Below are 26,661 nucleotides of genomic sequence, written 5' to 3'. Positions count from 1 at the left end.
GATTGCCTCGAATTCGCGGTGATCTTTTCGGCGCCGCCGCCACCGCCCGTTGACGCGTCCCGACCGGCTCGCGCTAGGCTTGCCGAAACCACGGCTTGGCAGCGACACGGGACAACAGCATGACCATCGGCATCGGTGCGGACGACCTTCTGCGGTTTGAAAGTCTGGGCGACAATTGCGAATTCGGCTTCGTCCTGCGCCGGTTGTCCTGCGAGGCGGGAAGCCTGTTCCGCTGGGCCTCGATGAAGCCCGACCAGCTTCTGACCAAGCTGCGCGCCAATTTCGACGGCATGTACCGGTTCGAGAACCTGTCGCCGCTGCGCACCGGCATGGTGCTGGATGCCACCTACGGCATCGGCTGGCACAGCGACATGAAGTCCGACGTGGCCGGCGGCCGGCTGGTCTTCCGCGACGACGAGCCGACGCGGCGCGCGATGCACCGCCGGGAGACGCGCAAGATCCAGTATCTCCAGGCCAAATTCACCGCGCGGGCGGCGATGGGCGGCGTGATCTTCGTCGTGAAGTCGAACCCGGGCATCGCCCCAGCCACCATCGACGGCCTGTACGAGGCGCTGGCCGCCCTGGCCGGCCACGACGACTTCGCCCTGCTGGAGGTCCAGGCGAGTGACGATCCGGCCCGCATCGGCCGCGTGGATTGGCAGCGGCCCGGCCTGATGCGCGGCTACGTCACCCGCTTCGCCCCCTATCATCAGGCGGACGACATCGACGCCGCGGCGTGGTTCTCCATCGTCCAGGGCGCGCTGCGCCTGTTCCCCTGCGACGACTGGACGCGGCGCCACGCCGCCCTGCGCATCGGCACGCCGGACGCGCTGGTGCAACTGCGCTTCCCCTTTGCTCCGGACCAGGACATGGGCAAGCCCATCACCGGCGACCTGCGCGCCGGCACGGTCCGCCTGCTGAACGGCAACAGCTGGTGCCGCCCCTATGAGGGCCTGTTCCGCCTGCACGGCCCCGATCCGGAACGGCCCGGCACCACGCTGCGCTGGACGGGGGTCCATGCGCCCGGTCCCTTCCATCTCGGCGCCACCCTGCGCTGCCCCCTGCGGGACTCCGTCCCGCTCCACGTCACCGTGACGATCGCCGCGGAGGATGGAGCGACGCTGGCCGAAGAAGGGTTCGAGGTGCATCCCGGCCGGACGACCGACCTCGTGCTGGACGCTCCCGCCCCGAAGGGACCGTTGACCGTCTCGCTGACCGTGAACGCCGTGCGCCCGCTGGCCGAGGGGGAGCGCGCCGTGCTGGACCTCTCGCCGCCCGCCCTGCATCCGGAGCAGGTCCCGGCCGTCGCCCTTCCGGCGAAGGCGGCGTGAGTCGGCTCATCCGAGCGGGATGGGCCGGAATTGCCACACTGCTGGCGTTCCTGGCCGTCCCGGCGCAGAGCGGAACGCCCGTCGGGCCGCGCACGCAGCCGCCTTATCCGGACTGGCTGGTGACGCGCATGGAGACGCTGCGGCGGCAGGACCCGATGGCGATGCTGCTGGGGGATTCCCTGGTCGCCGGTTGGCCGCCCGACCTTGCCCACCAGCTGTTCGACGCGGAGCCGATGAACTTCGGGGCCGGAGGCGACACCACGGGAAACCTGCTGTGGCGGGTGCGGCAGTCCTTCGGGCCGGGCATGGGGCTGAGGTCCGCGCTGGTCCTGGTCGGGACGAACGACCTGCCGAACCGCTCCGCCGCGGAGATCGCCGACACCATCGGGACCATCGCGGCGGAGGTGAAGCGGTCCGCTCCCGGCGCCTGCGTCACGCTGCTCACCCTGCTGCCGCGACGCGACGACAACGCCGCCTTCGCCGAACGCATCGCCGAGGTGAACGGAGGGCTTGCCGCCCTCGCCGGTCCCGGCCTGCGCGTGGTGGATGCTTACACCCCGCTGCGCGACGCCTGCCCGGCGGAGGGCTCCTGCCCGCTTTACAAGGACCCGGTGCATCTGACCCGTGCGGGCTACGAGCGTCTGACCACGATCGTCGGCAAGGCCGGCTGTTAGAAAGATGTCGAAGGCAGCGGGGCTTCGGGATATCTAGGGGCCATGACCAGCGACACCGACGCCGCCGACCGTACCGGCACCGATTTCGAGATCTTCATCGTCACCGCGCCGGGCCTGGAATCGGTGCTCTGCGACGAGGTCAAGGCCAAGGGTTTCCGCGACGCCACCGCCATCAAGGGCGGCGTCACCGTCCGCGGCGGCTGGCCGGAGGTCTGGCGGGCGAACCTGGAACTGCGCGGGGCGACCCGCGTGCTGGCCCGCGTCGCCTCCTTCCGCGCCTTCCACCTCGCCCAGCTCGACAAGCGGGCGCGCCGGGTGCCCTGGGCCGAGTTCCTGCGCCCCGACGTGCCGGTCCGCGTCGAGGCGTCCTGCAAAGGCTCGCGCATCTACCACGCCGGGGCGACCGCCCAGCGCATCGAGCGCGCCATCACCGAGGAGCTGGGCGCCCCCATCTCCGCCGAGGCCGAGGTCTCCATCAAGGCCCGCATCGACGACGACCTCTGCACCATCAGCGTCGACGCCTCGGGCGAGTCCCTGCACAAGCGCGGCCACAAGGAGGAGATCCACAAGGCCCCGCTGCGCGAGACGCTGGCCGCCCTGTTCCTGCACCATTGCGGCTTCGACGGCAGCGAGCCGGTGGTCGATCCGATGTGCGGGTCCGGCACCTTCGTCATCGAGGCGGCGGAGATCGCCGCCGGCCTGCACCCCGGACGCAGCCGCCGCTTCGCCTTCGAACAGTTCGCCTCCTTCGACGACGCGGCGTGGCAGGCGATGCGCGCCGCGGGCGGCACGGGCACCGCGCCCGCCGTCCGCTTCTATGGCAGCGACCGCGACGGCGGGGCCATCGCCATGAGCCGCGCCAACGCCGAGCGCGCGGGCGTCGCCGCCCTGACGGACTTCCAGAAGCACGCCGTCAGCGACCTGATGCCGCCGGAGGGTCCACCGGGCCTCGTCATCGTCAACCCGCCCTACGGCGCGCGGATCGGCGAGAAGAAGCCGCTGTTCGCCCTCTACGGCGCGCTGGGCCAGACGTTGCTGTCGCGCTTTTCCGGCTGGCGGGTCGGCCTCGTCACCAACGAGGCGTCGCTGGCCCAGGCGACCGGCCTGCCCTTCCAGCCGTCCGGTCCGTCGGTGTCGCACGGCGGCCTGCGCGTGACGCTGCACAGCACCGCTGCCCTTCCCTGACCCCCTCCCGCCCCCATTTGTAGAGCCATGTCCAACCGCACCGCCTCCCGCCTGCAAGCCTCGGCCTGCCCGCACGATTGCCCGTCCACCTGCGCGCTGGAGGTCGAGGTGCTGGACGAGCGCCGCATCGGACGCATCCGCGGCGCCGCCGACAACAGCTACACCGCCGGGGTGATCTGCGCGAAGGTCGCCCGCTACGCCGAGCGGGTGCACCACCCCGACCGGCTGACCCGGCCGCTGCGCCGCACCGGCCCCAAGGGCTCCGGCCAGTTCGAGCCGATCTCCTGGGACGAGGCGCTGGACATCGTCGCCGACCGGTTCCTGGAGGCCGAGCGCCGGCACGGGCCGGAGACGGTGTGGCCCTACTACTACGCGGGCACCATGGGGCTGGTGCAGCGCGACGGCATCAACCGGCTGCGCCACGCCCGGCGCTGGTCGGGCTTCTTCGCCACCATCTGCACCAACCCGGCCTGGGCCGGCTGGCTGGCCGGCGCCGGCAAGCTGGCCGGGGCCGACCCGCGCGAGATGGCCAAGTCCGACCTCGTGGTGATCTGGGGGACCAACGCCGTCGCCACCCAGGTCAACGTGATGACCCACGCCGTCGGCGCCCGCAAGGAACGCGGCGCCAGGATCGCCGTGGTCGACGTCTACCGCACCCCGACCATGGAGCAGGCGGACATTCCCCTGCTGATCCGTCCGGGCACCGACGGGGCGCTGGCTTGCGCGGTGATGCATGTGCTGTTCCGCGACGGGCTGGCCGACCGCACCTATCTCGCCAGCCACGCCGACGACCCGGTCGGGCTGGAGGCTCATCTCGCCAGCCGCACCCCGGAATGGGCGGAGGCCATCACCGGCCTGCCGGCGGCGGAGATCGAGGCCTTCGCCCGGCTGGTCGGGCGGACGCCGCGCAGCTATTTCCGGCTGGGCTACGGCTTCACCCGCTCGCGCAACGGGGCGGTGAACATGCACGCCGCCTCCTGCATCCCGGTGGTCAGCGGCGCCTGGCAGGTCGAGGGCGGCGGGGCCTTCCATTCCAACAGCGGCATCTACGGCTGGAACAAGACGCTGATCGAGGGGCTGGACCTGCGCGACCCGACCGTGCGGATGCTCGACCAGTCGCGCATCGGCCCGATCCTGGAGGGCGACCCGGAGGCGCTGGCCGGCGGCCCGCCGGTGACGGCGCTGCTGATCCAGAACACCAACCCGGTGACCATCGCTCCCGACCAGGCGCGCGTGCGCCGCGGCTTCGCCCGCGACGACCTGTTCGTCTGCGTGCACGAGCAGTTCATGACCGAGACGGCCCGCATGGCCGACATCGTGCTGCCCGCCACCATGTTCCTGGAGCACGACGACCTCTATCAGGCGGGCGGCAACCAGCACATCCTGCTCGGGCCCAAGCTGGTCGATCCGCCCGGCGACTGCCGGCCCAACCACGCCGTCATCAACGAGCTGGCGCGGCGGCTGGGCAACGACTCCCACCCCGGCTTCGCCACGACCGAGCGGGAACTGATCGACGCCACGCTGCGCGCGTCCGGCCACGGCACGCTGGAGGCCCTGGAATCCCAGCGCTTCCTCGACGTGCAGCCGGACTTCGAGGAGGCCCATTTCGTGAAGGGCTTCCGCTGGCCCGACGGCAAGTTCCGCCTGAAGCCGGACTGGCCCAAGGTGCCCTACGCCGCGCCGTCCACCTTCGGCCCGGTCGATGCCATGCCGGCCTTCCCCGACCATTGGGCGGTGACGGAGGAGGCGGACGACGAGCATCCGTTCCGGCTGGTCACCGCCCCGGCCCGCAACTTCCTGAACAGCAGCTTCACCGAGACCCCGACCTCCGCGGGGCGGGAGCGTCGCCCGAGCCTGATGCTGCACCCCGACGACGCGGCGGCGCTGGGCATCGCGGAGGGCGACCGGGTGGAGGCCGCCAACGGGCGCGGCGCGGTGCTTCTGCACGCCCGGCTGTTCGATGGGGTGCGGCGGGGCGTGGTCATCGCCGAATCCATCTGGCCCAACGCCGCGCACGAGGGCGGGCGCGGCATCAACAGCCTGACCGGCGCCGACCCGGTGGCGCCCTTCGGCGGCGCCGCCTTCCACGACAGCCACGTCCGGGTGCGGAAGGCGGACGCGGCTTAATCAGATCGTTCTCAATCGGCCCATTTGGGCGGCGGCAGGGAGCGGAAGGCCTCGCGGAGCGCCTGTGACCAGCCGTCGCTGATCTCCTTGAAGCAGGGATCGTCCTCGCCGATCCGCCGCCGCGTCTCCAGCTTCAGGGAGTCGCGGCGGTAGGCGATCAGATCGAGCGGCAGACCGACCGTCAGGTTGGAGCGCAGCGTGCTGTCCATGGAGATCAGCACCAGCTTCATCCCCTCCTCCAGCGGTGTGTTGTGGGTCAAGGCGCGATCGAGGATCGGCTTGCCGTATTTGTGTTCCCCGATCTGGAAGAAGGCGTTGTCGGCGGTCGCCTCAATGAAGTTGCCGGCGGCGTAGACGTGGAACAGCCGCACCCGGTCGCCGCGGATCTGGCCGCCCAGGATGATGGACAGGTCGAAATCCACCCGCTGCTCCTTCAGCGCGTGGCCGTCCCGCTTCCACACCTGACGGACGGCGGCACCGACGAGCTGGGCGGCCTGGAACATGCCGTTCACGCTGGAGATGGTCCGGACCTCGCCGTCCAGCTCCACCCCCTCCTGGATCAGCGCGACCACCGACTGGGTCAGCGACAGATTCCCGGCGGTCATCAAGGCGATCATGCGGTCGCCCGGCTCTTCGAAGACATGCATCTTGCTGAAGATGGAGATGTGGTCCACCCCCGCGTTGGTGCGCGTGTCCGACAGCATCACCAAGCCGTCCTTCAGATACAGGGCGACGCAGTAGGTCATGGTCCGTCCTCTCGTCCCAGCGGAAGCCGGACCGCCCACACGAAAAGGGGCGGCCGACCGGCCGCCCCAGTGTATGCCGAAAAAACCAGTAAGCCGCAAACCCGTCGCACGGACCGGGACATCATGTCCCGCCTCCGCGCGACGTGGAGGTCAGCGCTGCTGACCGCCCTTCTCGTCCCGATCAAGGTCCATGTCCTGCTGTCGCCGGTTTGCCTGGTCCTGCCCCTGCTGCCGGTTCTTCGGATTGTCCTGAGTCTGCTGCCCCTGTTTCCGCTCGTCCTGGCTGCCCATCTGGTTCGGGTTCCGTTCGTCGGCCATGGTGCTTCCTCCGCAGTGTCGGTTCCAATGCCCGGCGGGCATGACGTGAACCAAGACGGCGATGGTACGCGCTGCGATCGGCCTGATCCTACGTTTGCAGTCGATCATGTCCTGATTCGCTTGGAACCTGCGGGGCGCGCCGCAAGGTCATAGGCCGAAAAATATACTCCTCCTGCCGCCATGCCCATTGACATCATGCGGGTACGTATGGTCTATCTTTCGTAGCGCTGCGAACAGCGTCAGGCCGGAGTCTAGGGAGGACTCGGTAGTCCGTGAAAGCAGGGGCGCGCCGCACAAAAACAAAGGCGCGCACACAATGCGACACGCTGCATGCCTCAAGCCCCCGCAGGGCTTTGACGGCGGCAGCGTGTTTCACTTTCAGGGTCGTGCTTTCCACCAGACATTGCGTTTTCTGCTGCAGCGCACAAGGGCAACGGCTGCGACGACGGCTGCGCGGCGCGCAAAGAAAAAGGCCGCCAGGATTGCTCCGGCGGCCCGAGTCTAGGGAGGAAACGCCCGAAAAGGCGTCAGTGAAACTAATATATTCCGCAGCGCAGCATAATTCAAGCCTTAATCGAACAAATCATTCCACGTCCATCGGCTCGGCGTCGGTGACCGCCCCGCCCTCCTGCCCCCCCTCCTGAACGGGCGGCTGGCGCAGCGCCTGGATGACCGCCACCGCGGTGCGGCGGCTGTGGTCGGCCAGCAGGGCGCCGGCCTCCTCGGCGTCGCGGCGGCGGAACGCCGTCATGAACCCTTCATGCTCGTCCACCGACTCCTGCCAGCGGCCCGTGTCGTAGTTGGCGAGCGAGCGGGCGCGCAGGATCTTGGCGGCGAAGCCGGCGTAGGTCGCCTCCAGCGCCGGGTTGCGGGCCATGGCGACGATCTGGGTGTGGATCTGCCGGTTGGTCAGGAAGTAGGCGGCGCGCTCCCCCGCCTCGTGCTGGGTGACCAGTTGGTCGTGCATCCGGTCGAGCTTGGCGAACTCCGCGTCGGAGCCGTTGCGGCAGGCGAGTGTCCCGGCCAGCCGTTCCAGCGCGTCCATCACTTCGAAGATCGCGCCGATCTCGCCGGGGTCCACGGGGGCGACGATGGCCCCGCGGTGCGGGCGAAGCTCCACCAGCCCTTCCGACGACAGGACGCGCAGCGCCTCGCGCAGCGGCGTGCGGGAGATTCCCAACTGCTCGCACAACTGCACCTCCGGCACGCGGACGCCCGGCGGCAGCTCGCCGTCGAGGATCATCGCCCGCAGTTCCTCCACCGCGGAATGGTGCAGCGTCGCGCGGCGGATCGGCCGGGCCGGCGCCTTCATGGTCTTGATCCTGTCCATCCTGACCCACCACCCCCGAAAGTGCTGCATACTTGGGCATGCATACCGAAACGATGCGTCATGCCCAAAATCCAGGCAAGCCCGCTCCCGCCCGGCCGTCCTCCATCACTATGCTCTAAACGGCTGAAAACAGCCAATAAATTGACGATTATAATATTGTATACAATTTGGCACAGCGCTTGCGAAAGGAAGAGGGACGCAACCGCATCGGGAGCACTCCTTTCATGACGTTCCGGTCCCTCACCCTGACGACCGTCACCGCCGCCTTCCTCGCCCTCTCCGCCGCCGCTATGACGACCACGGGCGCCCAGGCGGCCGACGCGGAGAAGCTGAAGCTGGGCTTCGCCAAATGCGCCCATTGCCTACCGATGGCGCTGACCCCGGAACTCGCCAAGGGCGTGGAGATCGAGGCGATCAACTTCAACTCCGGCAACGACGTGCTGACCGCGCTGGTGTCGAAGAGCATCGACATGGCCCAGGTCACCTACCTGCACTACATCACGGCGCTCGATAAGGGCTTCGACGTGGTGGCCGTGTCCGGCCAAGTGAACGGCGGGTCGGAGATCGTCGTCGGCAAGGGCATCACTCTGAAGGCCGATGATTGGGACGGGCTGAAGAAGCTGATCGCCGAGCGCAAGGAGAAGGGCGAGCCGCTGCGCGTCGCGGCGTCGCGCGGCAACGCGCAGGACATCCACATGCGCGGCGCCCTCCAGAAGCACGGCATCAACGTCAACAAGGACGTGCAGTTCATCAACATCCCGAACCCGTCCGATCACGCCGCCGCCCTTCAGCGCGGCGAGGTCGACGTGATCTGCACGGTGGAGCCCTTCGCCTCGCAGATCCGCCAGACCGGCGTCGGCACGCATTTCGCCCTGCCCTACGACCAGGCCGCCGGCAACCTGACCAACCTGATCGTCACCCGCTCCGACGTCATCAAGGACCATCCGAAGGCGGTTGAGGCCACCGTCGGCTCGGTCGTCGCCCTGGTCGACAAGCTGAAGTCCGACCAGACCGTGTGGGTGGACGTCATCAACAAATACACCGGCATGGACAAGGCCGTCGCCACCGAGGCGCTGAAGAACGCCTCCCCAGATTACGCCATCCACAAGGACAGCACGCTGGCCATCGCCACGATGATGCGCGAGCTGAAATACATCTCCAACGACGTCACCGCCGCCGCGGAGAAGAACCTGGATTACACCTTCCTCGAAGCCGTCACCAAGAAGCCGAAGAGCGAGCTGGGTTTTTAAGAGCAACCGCTCAATTCCCTCTCCCCTCCGGGGAGAGGGTCAGGGTGAGTGGGTTGCGCGCAGCGGAACGTCCGGCAAAAGCGCATCCCCCTCACCGGCCCTCTGGGCCACCCTCTCCCCGGAGGGGAGAGGGCTAGAGGGAAAATCACGAACACCTTCGACGGGACAGGGAAACCGGGCCATGACGGCATTGTCGAAATCCTGGGAGCGCGCCGTCGTTCCCCTCTTCATCCTTGCCGCCTGGGAGGTGTTCTCCCGGTCCGGCTTCCTGCCGGCGGCCCTGCTGCCGGCCCCGTCGGTGGTTCTGCACACCTGGGGCGACTGGATCTTCGGCTTCGACGAGACCTCGCAGGGCAACACGGGGCGCTGGCTCGCCGACGCCCTGTCCAGCGCCACCCGCGTCGCCGCCGGCTACGGCATCGCGGTGGTCAGCGGCGTGCTGCTGGGCATCGCCATCGGCTGGTGGCGCTGGGTCGAGCGGACGGTGGAGCCGACGCTCCAGATGCTCCGCCCGGTGCCGCCGGTGTCGTGGATTCCGCTGGCCATCATCTGGTTCGGCATCGCCAACAAGCCGGCCATCTTCCTGGTCTTCCTCGGCGCCTTCTTCCCGATCCTGATGAACACCATCCACGGGGTGAAGACCGCCGACCGCAACCTGATCCGCGCCGCCTCGATGATGGGCGCCACGGAACAGCAGCTTCTGCGCCACGTCGTGTTCCCGGCGGCCCTGCCCAGCATCTTCGCCGGCCTGCGCATCGGCATTGGTGCCGCCTGGATGCTGACCGTCACGGCGGAGATGGTCGCGGTGAAGAGCGGCCTCGGCTACGTGCTGTGGGACAGCTACTACTTCCTGCGCTACGACCTCGTGCTCGCGGCCATGGCCAGCATCGGCCTGCTCGGCTACGCGACCGACGCGCTCATCAAGGTCCTGATGTCCGCCGCGCTGCACTGGCAGCACGGCTCCACGCTCCAGAGCCGGGAGGGCTGAGCGATGGCTTCCATCGAGCTTCAGAACATCACCAAGATCTTCCGCGATGCCAAGCGCAAGCGCGACCTGCTGGCCATCGACGACGTCAGCCTGTCGGTGGAGAAGAACGAGTTCCTCTGCCTGCTCGGCTCGTCGGGCTGCGGCAAGTCCACCCTGCTGAACATGATCGCCGGCTTCGAGAAACCGACCGAGGGCACCGTGACGGTGGGCGGCAAGCCGGTGGACGGGCCGGGCGCCGACCGCGGCATGGTCTTCCAGCAGGCCAACCTGATGCCCTGGCTGCCGGTGTGGGAGAACGTCGCCTTCCACCTGCGGCTGAAGGGCTGGCGCAAGGCCGACCGGCGCGACGCCGCCCAGGAATACATCGACATGGTCGGCCTGCGCGGCTTCGAGAACCATTTCCCGGCGGAGCTGTCGGGCGGCATGAGCCAGCGCGTCGGCATCGCCCGCGCCCTTCTGCTCAACCCGCAGGTCATCCTGATGGACGAGCCCTTCGCGGCGCTCGACGCCCAGACCAAGATGGACATGCAGGAGGAGTTGGTCGCCATCTGGCAGAAGCAGCGCTGCACCGTCGTCTTCGTCACCCACAGCGTGGACGAGGCGCTGGTGCTGGGCACCCGCGTCGCCGTGATGACCAGCCGTCCGGGCCGCATCCGCGAGCTGATCGCGCTCGACCTGCCGCGCCCGCGCGACACCACCGGCCCGCGCTTCAACGACCACAAGCGCCACATCCTCAACCTGATCCGTGAGGAGGGTCTGCAGCAACGGCAGGCCGCCGTCGCGTGACCGGCCGGCTCGACCTGCTGCTGACCGGCGTCACCGCCCTAACCGGGGAAGCCGTCGGCAGCGTGGTGGACGACGCCGCCATCGGCATCCGCGACGGGCGCATCGCCCACCTCGCCCCGGCATCGCAGGGGCTTCCCGCCGCCGCCGAGGTCCGGCATTTGCCGGGGCGGGTGGTCACGCCGGGCTTCGTCAACGCGCACCTGCACGCCGTCCTGGTGATGGTGCGCGGCGTGGCCGCCGATCTCGGCTTCGCCCCCTCCTACACGCCGGGCGTGCCCAAGGGCACCGACGCCACGCCGGAGGAGGCCCGCGCGCTGGCCCGGCTGGGCGCGGTGGAGGCCCTGCTCGCCGGCTCCACGCTGATCTGCGACCATTTCGTCCACGCCGACGCGACGCTGGACGCCATCGCCGACCTCGGCCTGCGCGTCCATGCGAGCTGGCGCGTCCATGACGTGGACTTCGCCCGCGTGGCTCAGGGCGAATGGCGCTTCGACGCGGCCATCGGCAGCGACCTGCTGTTGCGGACGCTGGACCTGCACGCCCGCTGGAACGGCGCCAACAATGGACGCATCCAGGTGCAGATGGCCGCCCACGCGCCGGACACCTGCTCCCCCGCCTTCCTGCGCACCTTGGCGGACGAGGCTGCGGCGCGCTCCATGCGCGTCAACACCCATCTGGCGCAGAGCCGGGTGGAGGTGGAGCGGGTGAAGGCCTCCACCGGCCTGACCCCGGCGGAGCTGCTGGACGAGTGCGGGCTGATGAACGACCGGCTGCTCGCCACCCACTGCCTCTATGTGGATGACGCCGACATCGCGCGGCTCGCCCGCGCCGGGGCGCACGCGGTCCATGTGCCGAAATGCAACGCCGCCTCGGGCCGGCTGGCGCCGACGCCGAAGCTGAAGGAGGCCGGCGTCAATCTGGCGCTGTGCACCGACACCCAGCACGGCGACATGGTAGAGGCGATGCGCTGGGCGCTCGCCACCGCACGCATCCAGCAGGGCGGGGTCACCGCCGCCTGGCAGCCCGCCGACGTGTTCCGCATGGCGACTCTGGGCGGCGCGCAGGCGGTCGGCATGGCCGACGAGATCGGCACGCTGGCCGTGGGCAAGAAGGCCGACCTTGTGGTCTTCGACGCCCGCCGCCCGCATCTGCGCCCGCTGATCAACCCGCTCGGCACGCTCGTCCACACCGCGCAGGGGCGCGACGTGGAGATGGTGCTGGTGGACGGCGAAACGCTGGTCGAGGACGGGCGCCCCGTCCGCGCCGACCTGAACGAGATCTGCACCGAGGCCGACAAGGCCGCCCGCGCGCTGTGGGCGCGCGCCTGACCGAAAGAACCATGGATATGAGCAACCGCGTCCTTCTGGGCATGCTGACCCCGTCCTCCAACACGGTGCTGGAGCCCGTCACCTCCGCGATGCTGAGCGGCCTGCCGGAGGTGACCGCCCATTTCGGGCGCTTCACGGTGAAGGAGATTTCCCTGCGCGCCGCCGCGCTCGACCAGTTCACCGACGCCCCCTTCCTGGACGCCGCCCGGCTGCTGGCCGACGCCCGGCTGAACGTGATCGGCTGGAACGGCACCTCGGCCGGTTGGCTGGGCTTCGCGGCCGACGAGAAGCTGTGCACCTCCATCGAAGCGGAGACGGGCATTCCCGCCTGCACCTCCATGCTCGCGCTGAACGAGATCCTGGAGACGACGGGCCGCAAGCGCTTCGCCATCGTCAGCCCCTATCTGGACGAGATCCAGGACAAGATGGTTGCCAACTACAACGCCGCCGGCTTCGAGGTGGTGGCGGAGCGGCATCTGAACGACCGCGGCAACTTCTCCTTCTCCGAAGTGAGCGAAGAGACCATCGAGCGCATGTGCCTGGAGGTGGCCGAGGCGAAGCCGGAGGCCATCGCCATCATCTGCACCAACATGCGCGGCGCCCCGGTGGCCGAGCGCATGGAGAAGGCGCTGGGCATCCCCGTCTACGACACGGTGTCCACGGTGGTGTGGAAGGCGCTGCGCATGACCGGCGTGGACACCCGCCGCGTCGAGGGTTGGGGCAGCCTGTTCCGCGAGCTGCATGGCTGAGGGAAGTCTTGCCCCCACCCTAACCCTCCCCCGCTGACGCAGGGGAGGGAACTGTTCTCCCTCCCCCGCCCAGCGGGGGAGGGCCGGGGTGGGGGCCCGTGCGTCACAATGGGAGAAACGACGATGAACTTCGATCTGGTCATCCGCAACGGCACGGTCGCCACCGCGTCGGACGTGTTCAAGGCCGACGTCGGCGTGCGCGACGGGCGGATCGCCGCGCTCGGCGAGGGGCTGGCCGCCGGGCGGGAGGAGATCGACGCCGCCGAGCTGCTCGTCCTGCCGGGCGGGGTGGACGGCCACGTCCATTTTGACCAGCCGACCGGCGATGAGTCCGTCATGGCCGACGATTTCCTGACCGGCACCCGCTCCGCGGCCTTCGGCGGCACCACGACGGTGCTGCCCTTCGCCTGCCAGGAGAAGGGCAAGACGCTGCGCGCCGCGGTGGACGACTATCACCGCCGCGCCGCCGGGAAGCCGCTGATCGACTACGCCTTTCACCTCATCGTCACCGACCCCACCGAGCAGGTGCTGGGCCAGGAGCTGCCGGCGCTGATCCGCGAGGGCTACACGTCCTTCAAGATCTACATGACCTACGACGCGCTGAAGCTGAACGACCGCCAGATCCTGGAGGTGCTGGACATCGCCCGCTCCGAGGGCGCCATGGTCATGATGCACGCGGAGAACGCCGACTGCATCGCCTGGCTGACCGAGAAGCTGGAGCGCGCCGGCCAGACCGCTCCCTTCTTCCATGGCGTCTCGCGCCCCCGCGTGGCCGAGCGCGAGGCCACCCACCGTGCCATCTCCCTGGCGGAACTGGTGGACGTGCCGATCCTGATCGTTCACGTCTCCGGGGCCGACGCGGTGGAGCAGATCCGCTGGGCGCAGGGGCGCGGCCTGCGCATCTACGCCGAGACCTGCCCGCAGTACCTGTTTTTGACCGCCGATGATCTCGATGGAGAGGGGTTCGAGGGCGCCAAGTGCATCTGCTCGCCGCCGCCGCGCGACGCCGCGAACCAGAAGGTGATCTGGGACGGGCTGACCGGCGGCGCCTTCCAGGTCTTCTCCTCCGACCACGCACCCTTCCGCTTCGACGGGCCGGGCGGCAAGAAGGTGCATGGCGAGCAAGCGCCCTTCCGCTGCGTCCCCAACGGCATCCCCGGCGTCGAGACCCGACTGCCGCTGCTCTTCTCCGAAGGCGTGATGAAGGGCCGGATGGAGCTGACCAAGTTCGTCGAGCTGACCGCCGCCAACCCCGCCCGCATGTACGGCCTGCACCCGCGCAAGGGCACCATCGCCGTGGGGGCGGACGCCGACATCGCCTTGTGGGACCCGTCGCGCACGGTCACCATCACCAACGGCATCCTGCATCACAATGTGGACTACACGCCCTATGAGGGGATCGAGGTCACCGGCTGGCCGGTCGTCACGCTGTCCCGCGGCGCGGTGATCTGCCGCGACGGCGAACTGCTGGCCGAGCCCGGGCGCGGCGAGTTCCTGCCCTGCGGCCTGCCCGCCCCGGCGCGGCCCAAGGGCTCGCCCGCCCCCGTCCTGCCGTTCTAAACTCGGCCCGCCGCAACCGGAGACTTTGCCCGTGAGCACACCCGACCTGTTCCGCCTCGGCGCCACCGACATGGCGGAGGGCGTGCGCACCCGCCGCTTCCGGGCGCGCGACCTCGTGGCGGCGAGCCTGGAGCGCATCGCGGCGCTGGACGGCGGGCTGAAATCCTTCATCACCGTCGCCCCCGACGCGGCCCTCGCCGCCGCCGAGGCCGCCGACCGGCGGGTCGAGGCCGGGGCGCCGCTCGGCCCGCTGCACGGCGTGCCGGTGGGCGTCAAGGACCTGACGCTGACGGCGGGGCTGCGCACCACCTACGGTTCCACCCTCTACGCCGATCTGATCCCCGACACCGACGACCTCAGCGTCGCCCGGCTGAAGGCGGCGGGCGCCATCATCGTCGGCAAGACCAACACGCCGGAGTTCGGCTTCGGCGCCATCACCGGCAACGAGCTGTGCGGGCCGACCGCCAACCCCTACGACCTCGGCAAGACCAGCGGCGGGTCGAGCGGCGGCAGCGCCGCGGCGGTCGCCGCCGGGCTGGTGCCGCTGGCCCAGGGGACCGACTTCGGCGGCTCGGTGCGCACGCCGGCCAGCTTCTGCGGGGTGGTCGGGCTGCGCCCGACGCCGGGACGCATCCCCAGCCCGGGCCGCGCGCTGGCCTGGGACGGGCTGGCGACGCAGGGCTTTCTCGCCCGCGACGTGGCCGACGCCGCGCTGGCGCTCGCCGCCGTCAGTGGGCCGGACCCGCGCGACCCGACTTCTCTTCCCGTGCCGGAATGGACGGTGCCGGACCTCGACGCGCTCGACCCGCTGTCGCTCCGGGTGGCCTGGAGCACGGACCTTGGCTCCGCCCTGATCGACCTCGGGCTGGCCGAGCGGTTCGAGGCGGTGATGCGCGGGCTGGAGGGCCGCTTCGGGGACTTCGTGGAGGCCACGCCCGACTGCCGGGAGGCCAGCGCCGCCTTCGGCACGCTGCGCGCCGCGCACATCTTCCACACCTACGGCCGGACGCTGGAGCAGGACGGCGACCGGCTGAGCCCGTCGGTCGCCTGGAACATCGCGCGGGGCAAGGGGCTGACCGCCGCCGACTATCTGCGGGCGGAGGCCCAGCGCAGCGCCCTCTACCGCCGCTTCGCCGCCTTCTTCCGCGACCACGACATCCTGATGACGCTGAGCGCCAGCGTGCCGCCCTTCCCCAACGCCCAGGGCGACGTGACGGAGATCAACGGCTTCCGCCTGTCCACCATCATCGACTATCTGGCGATCACCTACACGGTGTCGCTGATCGGCTTCCCCTGCCTGTCGATCCCCTGCGGCTGGACGGCGGACGGCCTGCCCATCGGCCTGCAACTGATCGCCCGCCCCTATGAGGAGGACCGGCTGCTGCGCTGCGCCCGCTTCCTGGAACGGGAGCTGGGGTTCCGCCATCGCTGGCCCCCTCCCTAACCCTCCCCTGCTTCGCAGGGGAGGGAACTGCCGCCGCTTCGCGCCTATCTCCCTCCCCTGCGTCAGCGGGGGAGGGCTGGGGTGGGGGCAACGACTCCGCGACCCCGTCCCTCACGGCTTCACGGCTACCCTCCCCGTGGTCCGCACACTGAGCGCGTCGTGCAGCGAGGCCGCCAGCGTGCGGGCCACGCAGTCATAGCCGAAGTCGTTCTGGTGGATGCCGTCCGGCCCGACCAGATCGCTCAGGGCGGCCTGCCGCGTCTCCACCCACTGGCGCATCACCGCGTAGCGGTGGAACAGGCCCACCCCCTCCTCCGCCGCGACGCGGGCGATGCGTTCCTCCATCTCCTCGTGCCGGGGCTTCGCCAGCATGGCCGGGGCGTATTGCAAATCCATCAGCACGACGTCCAGCCCGGCGTCCTTCAACGTCCGCACCCCGCTGCGGATCACCTGCTCCGCCGCGTCGGGATCGTCGCCGCGCAGGACGGTGTTGGCCGCCACCTGCCAGATCACCAGATCGGGCGCCTCGTCCAGCACGTCGCGCCGGAACCGCTTCAGCATGTCGGGCCCGGTCTCGCCGTTGGCGCCCTTGTTGAGAACGGTCAGGGCGAGGCCGGGGTAACGCGCGCCCAGATGCTCGGCCAGCCGCGCCGGGTAGCTGTGCCCCGCGTTGCTGGCCCCCGCCCCGGCGGTGGAGGAGGAGCCGATGGCGACGATGCGCAGCGGCCCGCCGGCGGCCAGCGCCCGCGCGCTGCGCGGCAGCGGCACGGCGAGGTCGGCGGTCTGCACGGACACGGCGCAGGCCGCCGCCCGCACCGGATCGGGCTTGGCCGTCAGGCCGGCGAGGAAAGGGACAAGAGACAGCAGGGCGGCGGAGAGGACGGCGGCCCTCCGGCCACGGGTCCGGGGGGCGGGCGTGCCTGTCACGGGGCGGGTCTCCCGGCGCGGTCGATCATGGTGGACACGGTGTCGGCCAGGATGCGGCCGAGGCAGCGATGGACGAACTGGTAGGCCTGCAGCTTTTCCTCCTTGGAATCGGGGGAGAAGCCGACGCGGCCATCCTCGAACCAATGCCGCATCATCTCGAAACGGGGGAAATGGACCACGTCGCTGTCCTGCGACACCCATTCCATATAGTCCAGGTAGGGCTGGAACGTGATGAGCTGCGCCGTCTGCGGGCTGTACTGCATGTCCATCAGGATCACGTCGGCGCCGCGCCCCTGGGCCGCCGCGATGCCGCGGCCCAGCGCCTCCCCGAAGCTGTCGGGCCCGATGTTCCGCATGGCGTCCGCCGTTCCCACCTGCCAGACCAGCAGGGAAGCGGAGGAGGCGGCCAGCTCCCGGTTCAGGATGGGCAGCATCTCCTGCGCGGTCGCCCCCGGCGCGTTGCGAACGGTCACGCTGACCTTGCGGTCGGGCAGCCGGGCCGCCAGTTCCTTCTCCAGCAGCACCGGGTAGGCGGTGTCGGGGCGCGAGCTGGCCGAGTTCAGCACCAGGATGGGCAGCGCGCCGCCGCGCTTCAGCCGCTCCCAGGCGCGCGGCAGGGCGCCGTCGACGGTGTAGACGGATTCCGGAACGGCGCAGGGATCGCCGGGCGTCTCCGACGCCGCCTGCGCGACACCCATGCCGATGGATACGGTCAGTCCCGCGAGGAGGGCCAGGGTCAAGACGGTCGCGCGCTTCATGCGCTCGGGTCCTTGGCTGGGGCTTTGGCGGCAGGGGCCAGTGGAGCGGCGGGTGCCGCGGGCGGGGTGGACGCCGGTTGGCGTGGCCGCCGTCCCACGGACTGATACCAGGTCAGCACCCGCGCGGCCGCCACCATCACGGCGATGCCGGCGAGTGTGACCGAAAACTGGGCAAAAAGCGAGGCGGACCAGTGGTTCAGCACCGTCTGGCCGGCGAAGGACAGGAAGATGCCCAGGCAGAAGACCTGAAGCGACTGCCGCCCGCACAGGATCACCGGCGCCAGCGCCGGCCAACGAAGCCACGCGCTGTCGAACCGCGCGATCTGCAGGACGACGTAGGCCAGCGCGCAGAAATGCGCGAGCCTCAGCAGGTCGAGGTCAGTCTTGCTGATCGGGTAGAGGATTTCCGCCAGCCACACCGGCATCAGCGCGGCCATCGGCGCGATCTGCCAGGAGATCACCAGCAGGAGCGAGGCGAAGAGATACCCCCCCGCCAGCCAGAGCAATGCCGTCCGCCGCGTCGTCAGCGCCGCCGCCACCTCGGGCAGCCGCTGCATGGTGGCCCCCAGCACGAACAGGAGTTGCCAGGCGAAGGGATTGAAGAACCACACGCCGCCGTCCGGATAGGTCGGCAGGTTCCAGTCCAGGAGGCGCGCCGCCGCGTAGAGCGTGACCGACCCGGCCAGCAGCACCAGCGGCCAGCGCCGCAGCACCGGCAGCACCACCGGGAGGGACAGCAGAAGCACGATGTAGAGCGGCAGGATGTCCAGGTTGGCCGGGCGGAACTTCAGCGCCAGCGCCTGGACCAGCGACACCGCCGGATCGGCGAAGAAGCCGGCGATCCCCATTTCCTCGGTGAACAGCGGGTTGTCGAAGACCCGCGCGGTGTAGGCGACCTGCGCCGTGAAGGCGATGAACAGGAAGAGATAGGCGATGTAAAGCGTCCAGCAGCGATCCAGCACCTTGGCCGCGGCGAACCGCCAGCCATGCTGCTCCAGTATCCGCGCATAGACCAGCGACGACGTGTAGCCGGAGATGAAGACGAACACCTCGGTCGCGTCGCTGAGACCAAAGTTGCGCATCGTCACCCAGGCGATCTGGTTGCCCGGAATGTGATCCACGAATATGAACCACAAGGCCAGCCCACGGAAAAAATCCAACCGAAGATCGCGCATCCCGCCCGACGCCACCGCCTTGTCCCGCTCTGGTTTTCGCGTGCGGCGCACCGTGGCACGGTGTTTCCGTCTTGGCAATCGGCTCGGCCGCAGGGCTGTTGCCGGGAGGCTCGGGCGAATGGCCCCACGCAGACCGTCGCGGTCGCCGTGCACCCCGCCCTCCCGGCGCGAGGTCGCCCGCTTCGCCTGATCCCGGTGCCCCCCTTATCCGTACTCGTCCTTGCCCATTTATCAGGCGCCATGGTCAAGACCAAGGCTGCGCTGAAAATTTAGGCATATTCAGCGGGCAGTCTGCCCAGCTTCGCGCCGTGCCCGAACCGCCCTTTTCAAGCGGACACCAGAGTGTGCGGGTTCTCGCGGCCAGCCCGACCGTGAAGCCGCCGGGGTGGCACGCGTGTTGCTCTCCCAATGTCCTGCGTCGCGCCACCGGGGGTTCCCGCCGGTGCGCCCCACCAGGATACGCCCCATGGCCGCACTCCAATCCGCCCGTTCGCACCATCATCCGGCCCCGCAGCCCGACGCGGAGGCCGCCGTGAGCCCCGCGGGCGTCGCGGTGACGCTGGACGGCATCACCCACCGCTTCGGCGCCTCCACCGCCGTGGACAACGTGACGCTGGAGATCAAGGCGGGCGAGCTGGTGGCCCTGCTCGGACCGTCCGGCTGCGGCAAGACCACGCTGCTGCGCATCCTCGCCGGTTTCCAGGCGCAGACGCTGGGCCGCGTCGTCATCGGCGACCGGGTGGTCGACAGCCTGCCGCCCGCCGGGCGCGGCGTCGGCATCGTGTTCCAGAACTATGCGCTGTTCCCGCACATGACCGTGGCGCAGAACGTCGCCTACGGGCTGGAGGCGCGGGGTGCCGCCCGCGACGCCGTGCGGGCGCGGGTGGAGGCGATGCTGGGGCTGGTGAAGTTGGACGCCATGCGCGACCGCTTCCCCAAGCAGCTGTCCGGCGGGCAGCAGCAGCGCGTGGCGCTGGCCCGCGCCCTGGCGATCCAGCCGAGCATCCTGCTGCTCGACGAGCCCTTCGCGGCGCTCGACAAGAATCTGCGGCTGGACATGCAGATCGAGATCAAGCAGCTCCAGCGCCGCTTCGGCATCACCACCATCATGGTCACCCACGACCAGGAGGAGGCGCTGAGCATGGCCGACCGCATCGCCGTGCTGAGCCGGGGCAAGCTGGAACAGTTCGGCACGCCGGAAGACGTCTATGACCGTCCCGGCACGCTGTTCGTCAACGGCTTCGTCGGCAGCGCCAACCAGTTGCGGGGCCGCGTCGTCCGCGCCTCCGGCAGCGTCGCCGAGGTGGCGCTGGAGGCCGGCACCGTTCTGACCGCCGTCACCCCCGACGCCACGCTGGCCGTAGGCGACCCCGCCATCCTCTGCGTGCGCCCGGAAAACCTGCGGCTCGCCACCGAGGCGGCGCCCCAGCAGATCGCCGGCACCGTCGAACTCGCCCTGCCGCTCGGCCCCGTGGTCGTCTACGAGGTGCGCACCGCCGACGGCGGGCAGGTGAAGGTGACCGAGCCGCGCGTGGCCGGCGCCGCGCTGCGCGCGCCCGGCACGCCGGTCCGGCTGCAGCCCGTCTCCCCCCAGACCTGCCGCGCCTTCGCCGTTCCCGCGGGCGCCTGACGCCATCCCCTCCCCCTTCTCTCCTCCCCCTGGAGTGCCTGCCGATGACCCTCGACCGCCGCCAGATCCTTGCCGCCGGCCTCACGCTCGGCGCCATGTCCCTGTTCCCCGGCATGAGCTGGGCGCAGGCGCGCAAGCTGGTGTTCGCCACCTTCACCGGAAGCTGGGAGGAAGCCCACCGCGACGTCATCGTCCCGCATTTCCGCAAGGCCACGGGCAATGCCGACATCGCGCTTGACCCGATGCTGTCGGTGGACATGATCGCCAAGGTGTCCGCCGCCAAGGCGAACCCGCCGATCGACGTGATGCTGATGGACCCGGGCCCGCGCCTGTCGGTGATCGGCCAGGATCTGGCCGCCCCCTTCCCCGTCGCGGACAGCAAGAACTACCAGGACCTGCTGCCGGTGGCGCAGCTTCCCGAAGGGCCGGGCATCTTCTTCCAGGCGGTCGGCATCACCTACAACCCGGAGAAGATCAAGACCCCGCCGACGAGCTGGGACGACCTGTGGAAGCCGGAGTACAAGGGCCGGGTCGGCATCACCAACATGAACTCGACGCTCGGCACCGCCTTCATGGTCGAGCTGGCGAAGACCCGCGGCGGCGGCGAGAACGACATCGAGCCGGCCTTCGCCGCCCTGAAAGAGCTTCAGCCGAATCTCGGCGCTGTCGCCCCCAACCCCGGCGCGCTCGCCACCCTGTTCCAGCAGGGCCAGATCGACATTTCGCCGGGCAATTTTAACGCCATCCAGATCCTGCGCGCCCGCGGCGTGCCGGTGGAGTTCGCCAAGCCGAAGACCGGCACCATCGCCTTCCTGACCACCGCCCACATCACCAAGAATTCGCCCAACGCCAAGCTGGCGGCGGCGCTGATCGAATCCGCCATGGCGCCGGAGGTCCAGACCAAGCTGATGCAGGCGCCCTTCTACGTCATCCCGACGAATTCCAAGGTGCAGATGGACGGCGACATCGCCCGCATGATCGCCAAGGACCAGGAGGAGCTGAAGGCCTCCTTCGTGTTCCACGACTGGTCGGTGATCAACCAGAACCGCGCCGGCTGGATCGAGCGGTTCAACAAGGAGATCAAGGTGTAAGTGCGGGAAACGGGCCCCCACCCAACCATCCCCGCTCTCGCAGGGGAGGGCTTTATCTCCTCCCCCTGCAAAGCGGGGGGAGGCTGGGAGGGGGGCCCGGCGCAGCCACTCCCCGTTCCCCCACAGGACCCCACCCCATGACCGCCATCACCGCCCCCGGCCTCGCCGGACCCGCGACCGCCGCACGGCCCCGCATCGGGCGGGAATGGACGCTGGCGCTGCCGCTGGCCGCCTTCTTCGCGGTGTTCTTCGTGACGCCGCTGCTTCTGCTGGTCGCCGTCAGCCTCTACGCCGACGCGGAGATGACGCGGTTCGGGCTGGACCAGTACATCCGCTTCTTCGGCGACACCTTCAATCTGGCCGTGCTCGGCAGCACGCTGCTGCTCGGGGTGAAGGTCACGGCGCTGACCCTGCTGTTCGGCTATCCGCTGGCCTGGCTCTACACCCGCAGCGGGCCGCGGATGCAATCGGCGCTGATCCTGATCATCATCCTGCCGCTGCTGACCTCCGTCGTGGTCCGCACCTTCGCCTGGATCGTCATTCTGGGGCGTGACGGAATCGTCAACAACCTGCTGCTGTCGCTGGGTCTGGCGGAAACGCCGCTGCGCCTGCTCTACACCGAGGGCGGCCTGGTCGCCGCCCTGGTGCAGGTGCAGATGCCGCTGATGGTGCTGCCGCTCATCACCACCCTGTCGCGGCTCGACCCGAACCTGCTCGACGCCTCGGCGGCGCTGGGCGCCGGGCCGTGGCGGGGCTTCCTCAAGGTGACGCTGCCGCTGAGCCTGCCGGGAATCGTCGCGGGGTGCCTGCTGACCTACGCCGCCGCGGTCACCGCCTTCATCACCCAGTCGCTGGTCGGCGGCGGGCAGATGCTGTTCATGCCGCAATACATCTATCAACAGACGATCACGCTCCACAACTGGCCCTTCGCCGCCGCCATCTCCATCGTCTTCATGGTGTCGGTGCTGGGTGTGGTGATGCTGTTCAATCTGCTGGGCCGCGCCAGCAAGGGGTACGTCCATGCCTGACATGCAGCGCCCGACCCTGGGAAGCGCCTCCTTCGGCCTCGTCATGGGCACGCTCGCCGGCGCGGCACTGCTGCTGCTGGCGGCGCCGACGCTGGTGGTGCTCGTCACCTCCTTCACCGACGGCTATTCGCTGAAGTTCCCGCCGCCCTCCTACAGCCTGCGCTGGTACGCCTCGCTGATCGACGCGTGGCAGCTCCAAGACGCCGCGCTGGTCAGCCTGAAGCTGGGCGCCGTGGTGACCGCCGTGTCGGTGGTGCTGGGCACCGCCGCGGCGCTCGCCATCGGGCGCAGCCGCCGCGCCTGGGCGCGCGGGCTGGACGCCCTGTTCATGTCGCCGCTGGTCCTGCCGGCGCTGGCCTTCGGCCTCGCCTCGCTGGTGTTCTTCAGCACGGCGGGGGTGGAGCTGTCCTTCCTGACGCTGGCGATCGGCCATATCGTGGTCAGCGTGCCCTACGTCCTGCGCACCACGCTGGCGAGCCTCGCCCAGCTCGACCCGGCGCTGCTGGAAAGCTCCGAGAGCCTGGGGGCCGGGCGCCTCTACACCTTCCGCCGGGTGACGCTGCCAACCATCCGCAACGGCATCGGCGCCGGCGCCTTCATCGCCTTCATGTCGAGCTTCGACAACATCCCGGTGTCGCTGTTCATGGCCGACGCCCGCAACGAGGTGCTGCCCATCCGCATGTGGCAGATCCTGGAGAACAGCCTGGACGTCCGCGCCGCGGCGGTGTCCGGCGTGCTGATCGCCGTCACCGTTCTGGCGATGGTGGTGATGGAGCGAGTCGCCGGCCTGTCGCGCCAGCTCCGCTAAGCCCAAGACCCGAAACTCACGCCCCGCGGAACAGGGAATAGCCCCAGGGGGTGAACTTCAGCGGCAGATGGTAGTGCTGCGCCACATCGGTGACGGTGAAGCGGAACGGCGCCTCCTCCAGGAAGGCCGGTTCCGCCGCTCCCACGCCTTGCGCGCGCAGCCAGGGACCGATGTGGAACACCGCCTCGTAGACGCCCGCCGTCACGCCCGCGCCGCCGACCACCGGATGGTCAAGCGCGCCATTGGCACACAAACGGCTTTCCGCTAGCCTGTCCCGCTGTCCGTCCCGCAAAGCATAGAGTTCCACCCGCATCCCCTCGGCGGGCACCCCGCGCGCCACATCCACCGCATGCAACGAAATCCCGCCGGCCATCGGCCCGTCCCTTTCCTTTGTGGAGTCCCCATGAACGTCTGGTTGCTGCCTCTGATCGCCATGGCGGCGGTTCAGGCGTTCGTCGGGCTGTGTCTCTTCGCCATCCCGGTGATCGCGCCGCAGGCGGCGCCCGACCTGGGGGTCGATCCGGGGCTTCTCGGCCTTTATACCGCGGTCGTCTTCACCGCCGCCATCCCCGCGTCGCTGGGGGCGGGCGGGCTGATCGCGCGCTGGGGGGCGATCCGCACCTGCCAAGCCTGCCTGCTCGCCGCCGCCGGGGCCGCGCTGCTGTCGGCCAGCGCCCTTCCCATCGCCTTCCTGCTGGGGGCGCTGGCGTTGGGCTTCGCCTTCGGACCGGAGACGCCGGCCAGCACGCAGCTGCTGTCCCGACTCACCCCGCCGGAGAAGCGGCCGCTGGTCTTCTCGCTGCGCCAGACCGGCAACCAGTTCGGCGGCATGGCCGCGGGCTTCGCCGTGCCGCTGCTGGTCCTGTCCCTCGGCTGGCAAGCGAGCCTGATGATCGTGGCGGGCGCCACCGCCGTCCTGGCCCTCGTCCTGGAGCCGCTGGCCCGCCGCCACGACGGCGACGACCGCGCCGCCCCCCGCCCCGCCGGCCGCGGCACGCTGAAGCGGGCACTCGATCTGGTCGCCGGGGAACCGGCGCTGCGCCGGCTGGCCATGGCAGTCTGCGCCTTCTCCGCCATGCAGCTCTGCCTGAACGGCTTCCTGGTCAGCTTCGCGGTGACCGGCCTGGGCTGGAGCCTGCCGCTGGCCGGAACGGCGCTGGCGGTGGCGCAGGGCGCCGGGCTGGTCGGGCGTGTCGGCTGGGGCCTCGTGGCGACGCGCTGGGCGACGCCCCGCGTCATCCTCGCCGGGCTGGGCGTCGCCATGAGCGTGGCCGCCGCCCTCGTCGCCATCGCCAACCCCGGCTGGCCGGTGCCCGCCTTTCTGGCCGTTTGCGCCGCCTTCGGGCTGTCGGCGAGCGGCTGGAACGGCCTGTTCGTCGCGGAGGTCGCCCGCCTCGCCCCGTCGGGCCGGGCGGGCGAGGCGACGGGCGGCATGCTCGCCATCGCCTACGCCGGGCTGGTCGCCGGGCCGGCGCTGTTCAGCCTTCTGGTCGCGGGGGGCTTCGGCTATTCCGCCGGCTATCTGGCCGCCGCCGCCGCCGCGTTGGTCGGCGCCGCGGCGCTGGTCGTCCCCCTTCCCCCGGCCCCCACCCCCGACCTTTCCACCGCTGCCGAGGACACCCCATGCGTACGATGAGCGCCCGCCGGATCGCCGAACAGGTCGCCGCCCGCGCGGTCAGCGCCGTCGCGCTCTATGACGATCTGCTGGAGCGGATCGCGGCGGAGAATCCGCGGCTGAACGCCATTGTCCATTTCGACCCGGAGGCCGGGCGGGCGGAGGCGCAGGCTGCCGACGCGCGCGCCGCGCGGGGCGAGGCGCTGCCGTTGCTGGGCGTGCCCTTCACGGTGAAGGACAACATCTGGGTGCGCGGCCAGCCGGTCCGCCAGGGATCGCGGCTGTTCGAGGACTTCGTGGCGCCGGAGGATGCGGTGGCGGTGGCCCGGCTGCGCGCCGCGGGCGCCGTCTTCGCGGGGATCACCAACTGCTCCGAGTTCGCCTGCAAGGGGGTGACGACCAATCTGCTGCACGGCCCGACCCGGAATCCCTGGGACGTGGCGCTGACGCCTGGCGGCTCCTCCGGCGGGGCGGCCAGCGCGGTGGCGGCGGGCTTGGCGCCGCTGGCGCTGTGCACCGACGGCGGCGGCTCCACCCGCCGGCCCGCCGCCCATGTCGGGGTGGTCGGCATGAAGCCGTCGGCCGGAGTCGTCCCCCACCCCATCGGCTTCGCCGAGCCGGTGTTCGGCAACTCGGTGATCGGCCAGATGGCCCGCTCGGTCGCCGACGTGGCGCTGACGCTCGACGCGCTGACCGGTCCGGACCCGCGCGACCCGCAATCGGTGGCGCTGTCCGGCTCGTTCGTGCATGCCGCCGCCGATCCCGACCCGGCGGGCCTGCGCGTCGCTTACAGCCGGCGGCTGGGTCTCGACGCCCCGGTCGATCCGGAGGTCGCGGCCTGCGTGGAGCGCGCCGTCCACCGCCTCGCCGACGCCGGGGCCATCGTCGAGGAGGCCGACCCGGTCTGGCCCGAGGGGGCCGGGGAAAGCGGCCTGATGCCCCTGCAGTTCGCCGGTCTCGCCGCGCTCTACGGCGAGCGCTACCGCACGACGCCGGACCTGTTCGACCCGGACATCGGGCAGCAGATCGAGGCCGGCCTGCGCACCAGCGGCGCGGAGGTCGCCCGCGCCCTGCATCTGCGGGAGGAGGCGTACCGCGCGCTGGCCGCCCTCTTCACGCGGTACGACCTGCTGGTATGCCCGACGACTCCGGTCACCGCATGGCCGTTCGACCGGCTCGGCCCCGCCACCATCAACGGGCGCCCGGTGACGCCGCGCGGCCACGCGGTCTTCACGCCGCTGTTCAATCACTGCTACGCGCCGGCCTGCTCGGTCCCCTGCGGGCTGACGGAGCGCGGCGGGCTTCCCGTGGGGCTCCAGATCGCCGGCCCGCGCCTGTCCGACGCGGCGGTTCTGCGGCTGGCCGCGGCGGTGGAGGCCACCTGCGGTTACACGCCACCCATGCTGTAACAGCCTTTTCAAGAAAAAGAGAACTGGCAACCGGGATAGAACGGACAGCCTGTTTCAATTACCATCGTATTCTGGCAGTCTTTCCCCGCAGAAGGGTGGAGTGGGGAGATACGGGTGAAGACCAGCGAGCCGGACCAGCGGCCTGGATGGTCGGCGCGTCGGTTGTCGATTCTTTTCCTTGTGGTTGCGTTACCGCTGATCGCTTTTGAAGTGCACAACATCCTGGAATTGCGCAAGTCCCGGGAAGCGGAAATCCGCCTGGAGTCGATGCAGCTTTTGGATCAGGTCGAATCCGAGCAGCAGCGCATCGCCGACGACATTGAACACGTTTTGGTTGCTCTCACAGAGATGGGCATAGGACAACTGTCTCCAGCGGCCTGCCAGGACACACTTCTTCGGATCAA

The 26,661-nt window shown here is 70.0% G+C and carries 25 protein-coding genes; 17 read left to right on the top strand and 8 right to left on the bottom strand.

The window, feature by feature from the left end:
- Nucleotides 1-119: 119 nt before the first annotated feature.
- The 4 genes from ACFPMG_RS00395 to ACFPMG_RS00380 are packed head-to-tail and all read left to right on the top strand — an operon-like array spanning nt 120 to nt 5,317.
- Nucleotides 120-1,331 (top strand): hypothetical protein, encoded by a 1,212-nt coding sequence (locus ACFPMG_RS00395; protein WP_376993280.1) that lies wholly within the window; start codon nt 120-122, stop codon nt 1,329-1,331.
- Nucleotides 1,328-2,005, top strand: a complete 678-nt coding sequence (locus tag ACFPMG_RS00390; protein WP_376993279.1) for a GDSL-type esterase/lipase family protein — start codon at nt 1,328-1,330, stop codon at nt 2,003-2,005. Before ACFPMG_RS00395 ends, ACFPMG_RS00390 begins: the two co-directional genes overlap by 4 nt.
- A 42-nt stretch (nt 2,006-2,047) precedes the next feature.
- A complete protein-coding gene (locus tag ACFPMG_RS00385) occupies nt 2,048-3,190 on the top strand; it encodes a THUMP domain-containing class I SAM-dependent RNA methyltransferase (protein WP_376993278.1) in 1,143 nt (380 codons plus the stop codon).
- A 27-nt stretch (nt 3,191-3,217) separates the two neighbouring features.
- Complete coding sequence (locus ACFPMG_RS00380; protein ID WP_376993277.1) at nt 3,218-5,317, top strand: molybdopterin-containing oxidoreductase family protein; 2,100 nt, start codon at nt 3,218-3,220, stop codon at nt 5,315-5,317.
- 11 nt (nt 5,318-5,328) lie between these two features.
- Here the strand turns inward: ACFPMG_RS00380 and ACFPMG_RS00375 are convergent, their stop codons facing one another.
- The 3 genes from ACFPMG_RS00375 to ACFPMG_RS00365 form a co-directional block, all read right to left on the bottom strand.
- On the bottom strand, nt 5,329-6,063 hold the full coding sequence (locus ACFPMG_RS00375) for a proteasome-type protease (RefSeq protein WP_376993276.1): 735 nt from the start codon (nt 6,061-6,063) through the stop codon (nt 5,329-5,331).
- Between the two features lie 150 nt (nt 6,064-6,213).
- On the bottom strand, nt 6,214-6,381 hold the full coding sequence (locus tag ACFPMG_RS00370) for a hypothetical protein (protein WP_172428473.1): 168 nt from the start codon (nt 6,379-6,381) through the stop codon (nt 6,214-6,216).
- A gap of 583 nt (nt 6,382-6,964) precedes the next feature.
- Nucleotides 6,965-7,711, bottom strand: a complete 747-nt coding sequence (locus ACFPMG_RS00365; protein ID WP_376993275.1) for a GntR family transcriptional regulator — start codon at nt 7,709-7,711, stop codon at nt 6,965-6,967.
- Between the two features lie 224 nt (nt 7,712-7,935).
- Between ACFPMG_RS00365 and ACFPMG_RS00360 the strand changes: the two genes are divergently transcribed.
- From ACFPMG_RS00360 to ACFPMG_RS00330, 7 genes are all read left to right on the top strand, one after another.
- On the top strand, nt 7,936-8,961 hold the full coding sequence (locus ACFPMG_RS00360; RefSeq protein WP_376993274.1) for an ABC transporter substrate-binding protein: 1,026 nt from the start codon (nt 7,936-7,938) through the stop codon (nt 8,959-8,961).
- A 181-nt stretch (nt 8,962-9,142) separates the two neighbouring features.
- Nucleotides 9,143-9,949: an ABC transporter permease gene (locus ACFPMG_RS00355; protein ID WP_119507235.1), complete on the top strand. Its 807-nt coding sequence runs from the start codon at nt 9,143-9,145 to the stop codon at nt 9,947-9,949.
- 3 nt (nt 9,950-9,952) lie between these two features.
- A complete protein-coding gene (locus ACFPMG_RS00350) occupies nt 9,953-10,735 on the top strand; it encodes an ABC transporter ATP-binding protein (RefSeq protein ID WP_376993273.1) in 783 nt (260 codons plus the stop codon).
- Nucleotides 10,732-12,063 carry an amidohydrolase family protein gene (locus tag ACFPMG_RS00345; RefSeq protein WP_376993272.1) on the top strand — a complete coding sequence of 444 codons (1,332 nt, stop codon included), beginning with the start codon at nt 10,732-10,734 and terminating at the stop codon, nt 12,061-12,063. Before ACFPMG_RS00350 ends, ACFPMG_RS00345 begins: the two co-directional genes overlap by 4 nt.
- 17 nt (nt 12,064-12,080) lie before the next feature.
- Nucleotides 12,081-12,812: a maleate cis-trans isomerase family protein gene (locus ACFPMG_RS00340; RefSeq protein ID WP_376993271.1), complete on the top strand. Its 732-nt coding sequence runs from the start codon at nt 12,081-12,083 to the stop codon at nt 12,810-12,812.
- 123 nt (nt 12,813-12,935) lie between these two features.
- Nucleotides 12,936-14,372: a dihydropyrimidinase gene (hydA, locus tag ACFPMG_RS00335; RefSeq protein ID WP_376993270.1), complete on the top strand. Its 1,437-nt coding sequence runs from the start codon at nt 12,936-12,938 to the stop codon at nt 14,370-14,372.
- A 31-nt stretch (nt 14,373-14,403) separates the two neighbouring features.
- Nucleotides 14,404-15,816, top strand: coding sequence for an amidase (locus tag ACFPMG_RS00330; RefSeq protein ID WP_376993269.1), 1,413 nt, complete (start codon nt 14,404-14,406; stop codon nt 15,814-15,816).
- 111 nt (nt 15,817-15,927) lie between these two features.
- On the opposite strand, the gene ACFPMG_RS00325 is transcribed toward ACFPMG_RS00330, so the two are convergent.
- From ACFPMG_RS00325 to ACFPMG_RS00315, 3 genes are read right to left on the bottom strand one after another with little or no spacing between them, the layout of a single operon-like run.
- Entirely contained in the window at nt 15,928-16,743 is an 816-nt protein-coding gene (locus tag ACFPMG_RS00325) for an SGNH/GDSL hydrolase family protein (protein ID WP_376993268.1), read from the bottom strand.
- The gene (locus ACFPMG_RS00320; protein WP_376993267.1) at nt 16,740-17,501 is read right to left on the bottom strand and encodes an SGNH/GDSL hydrolase family protein; all 762 of its coding nucleotides are present in this window, start codon (nt 17,499-17,501) and stop codon (nt 16,740-16,742) included. The genes ACFPMG_RS00325 and ACFPMG_RS00320 overlap by 4 nt, the downstream gene beginning before the upstream one ends.
- Complete coding sequence (locus tag ACFPMG_RS00315; RefSeq protein WP_376993313.1) at nt 17,498-18,676, bottom strand: OpgC family protein; 1,179 nt, start codon at nt 18,674-18,676, stop codon at nt 17,498-17,500. The genes ACFPMG_RS00320 and ACFPMG_RS00315 overlap by 4 nt, the downstream gene beginning before the upstream one ends.
- Nucleotides 18,677-19,142: 466 nt before the next feature.
- On the opposite strand from ACFPMG_RS00315, the gene ACFPMG_RS00310 reads away from it, so the two are divergent.
- From ACFPMG_RS00310 to ACFPMG_RS00295, 4 genes are all read left to right on the top strand, one after another.
- Nucleotides 19,143-20,306 carry an ABC transporter ATP-binding protein gene (locus tag ACFPMG_RS00310; RefSeq protein ID WP_376993266.1) on the top strand — a complete coding sequence of 388 codons (1,164 nt, stop codon included), beginning with the start codon at nt 19,143-19,145 and terminating at the stop codon, nt 20,304-20,306.
- Between the two features lie 44 nt (nt 20,307-20,350).
- Nucleotides 20,351-21,397, top strand: a complete 1,047-nt coding sequence (locus ACFPMG_RS00305; RefSeq protein WP_119507233.1) for an ABC transporter substrate-binding protein — start codon at nt 20,351-20,353, stop codon at nt 21,395-21,397.
- Nucleotides 21,398-21,534: 137 nt separating this feature from the next.
- A complete protein-coding gene (locus tag ACFPMG_RS00300) occupies nt 21,535-22,425 on the top strand; it encodes an ABC transporter permease (RefSeq protein WP_376993265.1) in 891 nt (296 codons plus the stop codon).
- Nucleotides 22,418-23,233, top strand: a complete 816-nt coding sequence (locus ACFPMG_RS00295) for an ABC transporter permease (RefSeq protein ID WP_040136197.1) — start codon at nt 22,418-22,420, stop codon at nt 23,231-23,233. Before ACFPMG_RS00300 ends, ACFPMG_RS00295 begins: the two co-directional genes overlap by 8 nt.
- Before the next feature lie 16 nt (nt 23,234-23,249).
- Here the strand turns inward: ACFPMG_RS00295 and ACFPMG_RS00290 are convergent, their stop codons facing one another.
- Nucleotides 23,250-23,606: a hydroxyisourate hydrolase gene (locus tag ACFPMG_RS00290; RefSeq protein WP_137142171.1), complete on the bottom strand. Its 357-nt coding sequence runs from the start codon at nt 23,604-23,606 to the stop codon at nt 23,250-23,252.
- A 30-nt stretch (nt 23,607-23,636) separates the two neighbouring features.
- Here ACFPMG_RS00290 and ACFPMG_RS00285 point away from each other — a divergent pair, with 30 nt between their 5' ends.
- Both ACFPMG_RS00285 and ACFPMG_RS00280 read left to right on the top strand, forming a co-directional pair.
- Nucleotides 23,637-24,869 (top strand): MFS transporter, encoded by a 1,233-nt coding sequence (locus tag ACFPMG_RS00285; RefSeq protein ID WP_376993262.1) that lies wholly within the window; start codon nt 23,637-23,639, stop codon nt 24,867-24,869.
- Nucleotides 24,857-26,257, top strand: coding sequence for an amidase (locus ACFPMG_RS00280; protein WP_376993261.1), 1,401 nt, complete (start codon nt 24,857-24,859; stop codon nt 26,255-26,257). Before ACFPMG_RS00285 ends, ACFPMG_RS00280 begins: the two co-directional genes overlap by 13 nt.
- 189 nt (nt 26,258-26,446) lie before the next feature.
- Here ACFPMG_RS00280 and ACFPMG_RS00275 read toward each other — a convergent pair whose 3' ends face one another.
- On the bottom strand, nt 26,447-26,584 hold the full coding sequence (locus ACFPMG_RS00275) for a hypothetical protein (RefSeq protein WP_376993259.1): 138 nt from the start codon (nt 26,582-26,584) through the stop codon (nt 26,447-26,449).
- Nucleotides 26,585-26,661: the final 77 nt, after the last annotated feature.

Source organism: Azospirillum himalayense, from assembly GCF_042657465.1.
Taxonomy (GTDB): Bacteria; Pseudomonadota; Alphaproteobacteria; order Azospirillales; family Azospirillaceae; genus Azospirillum; species Azospirillum himalayense.
The sequence above is the reverse complement of the archived record's forward strand: the minus strand, read 5'-3'. Positions and strand labels throughout refer to the sequence as shown.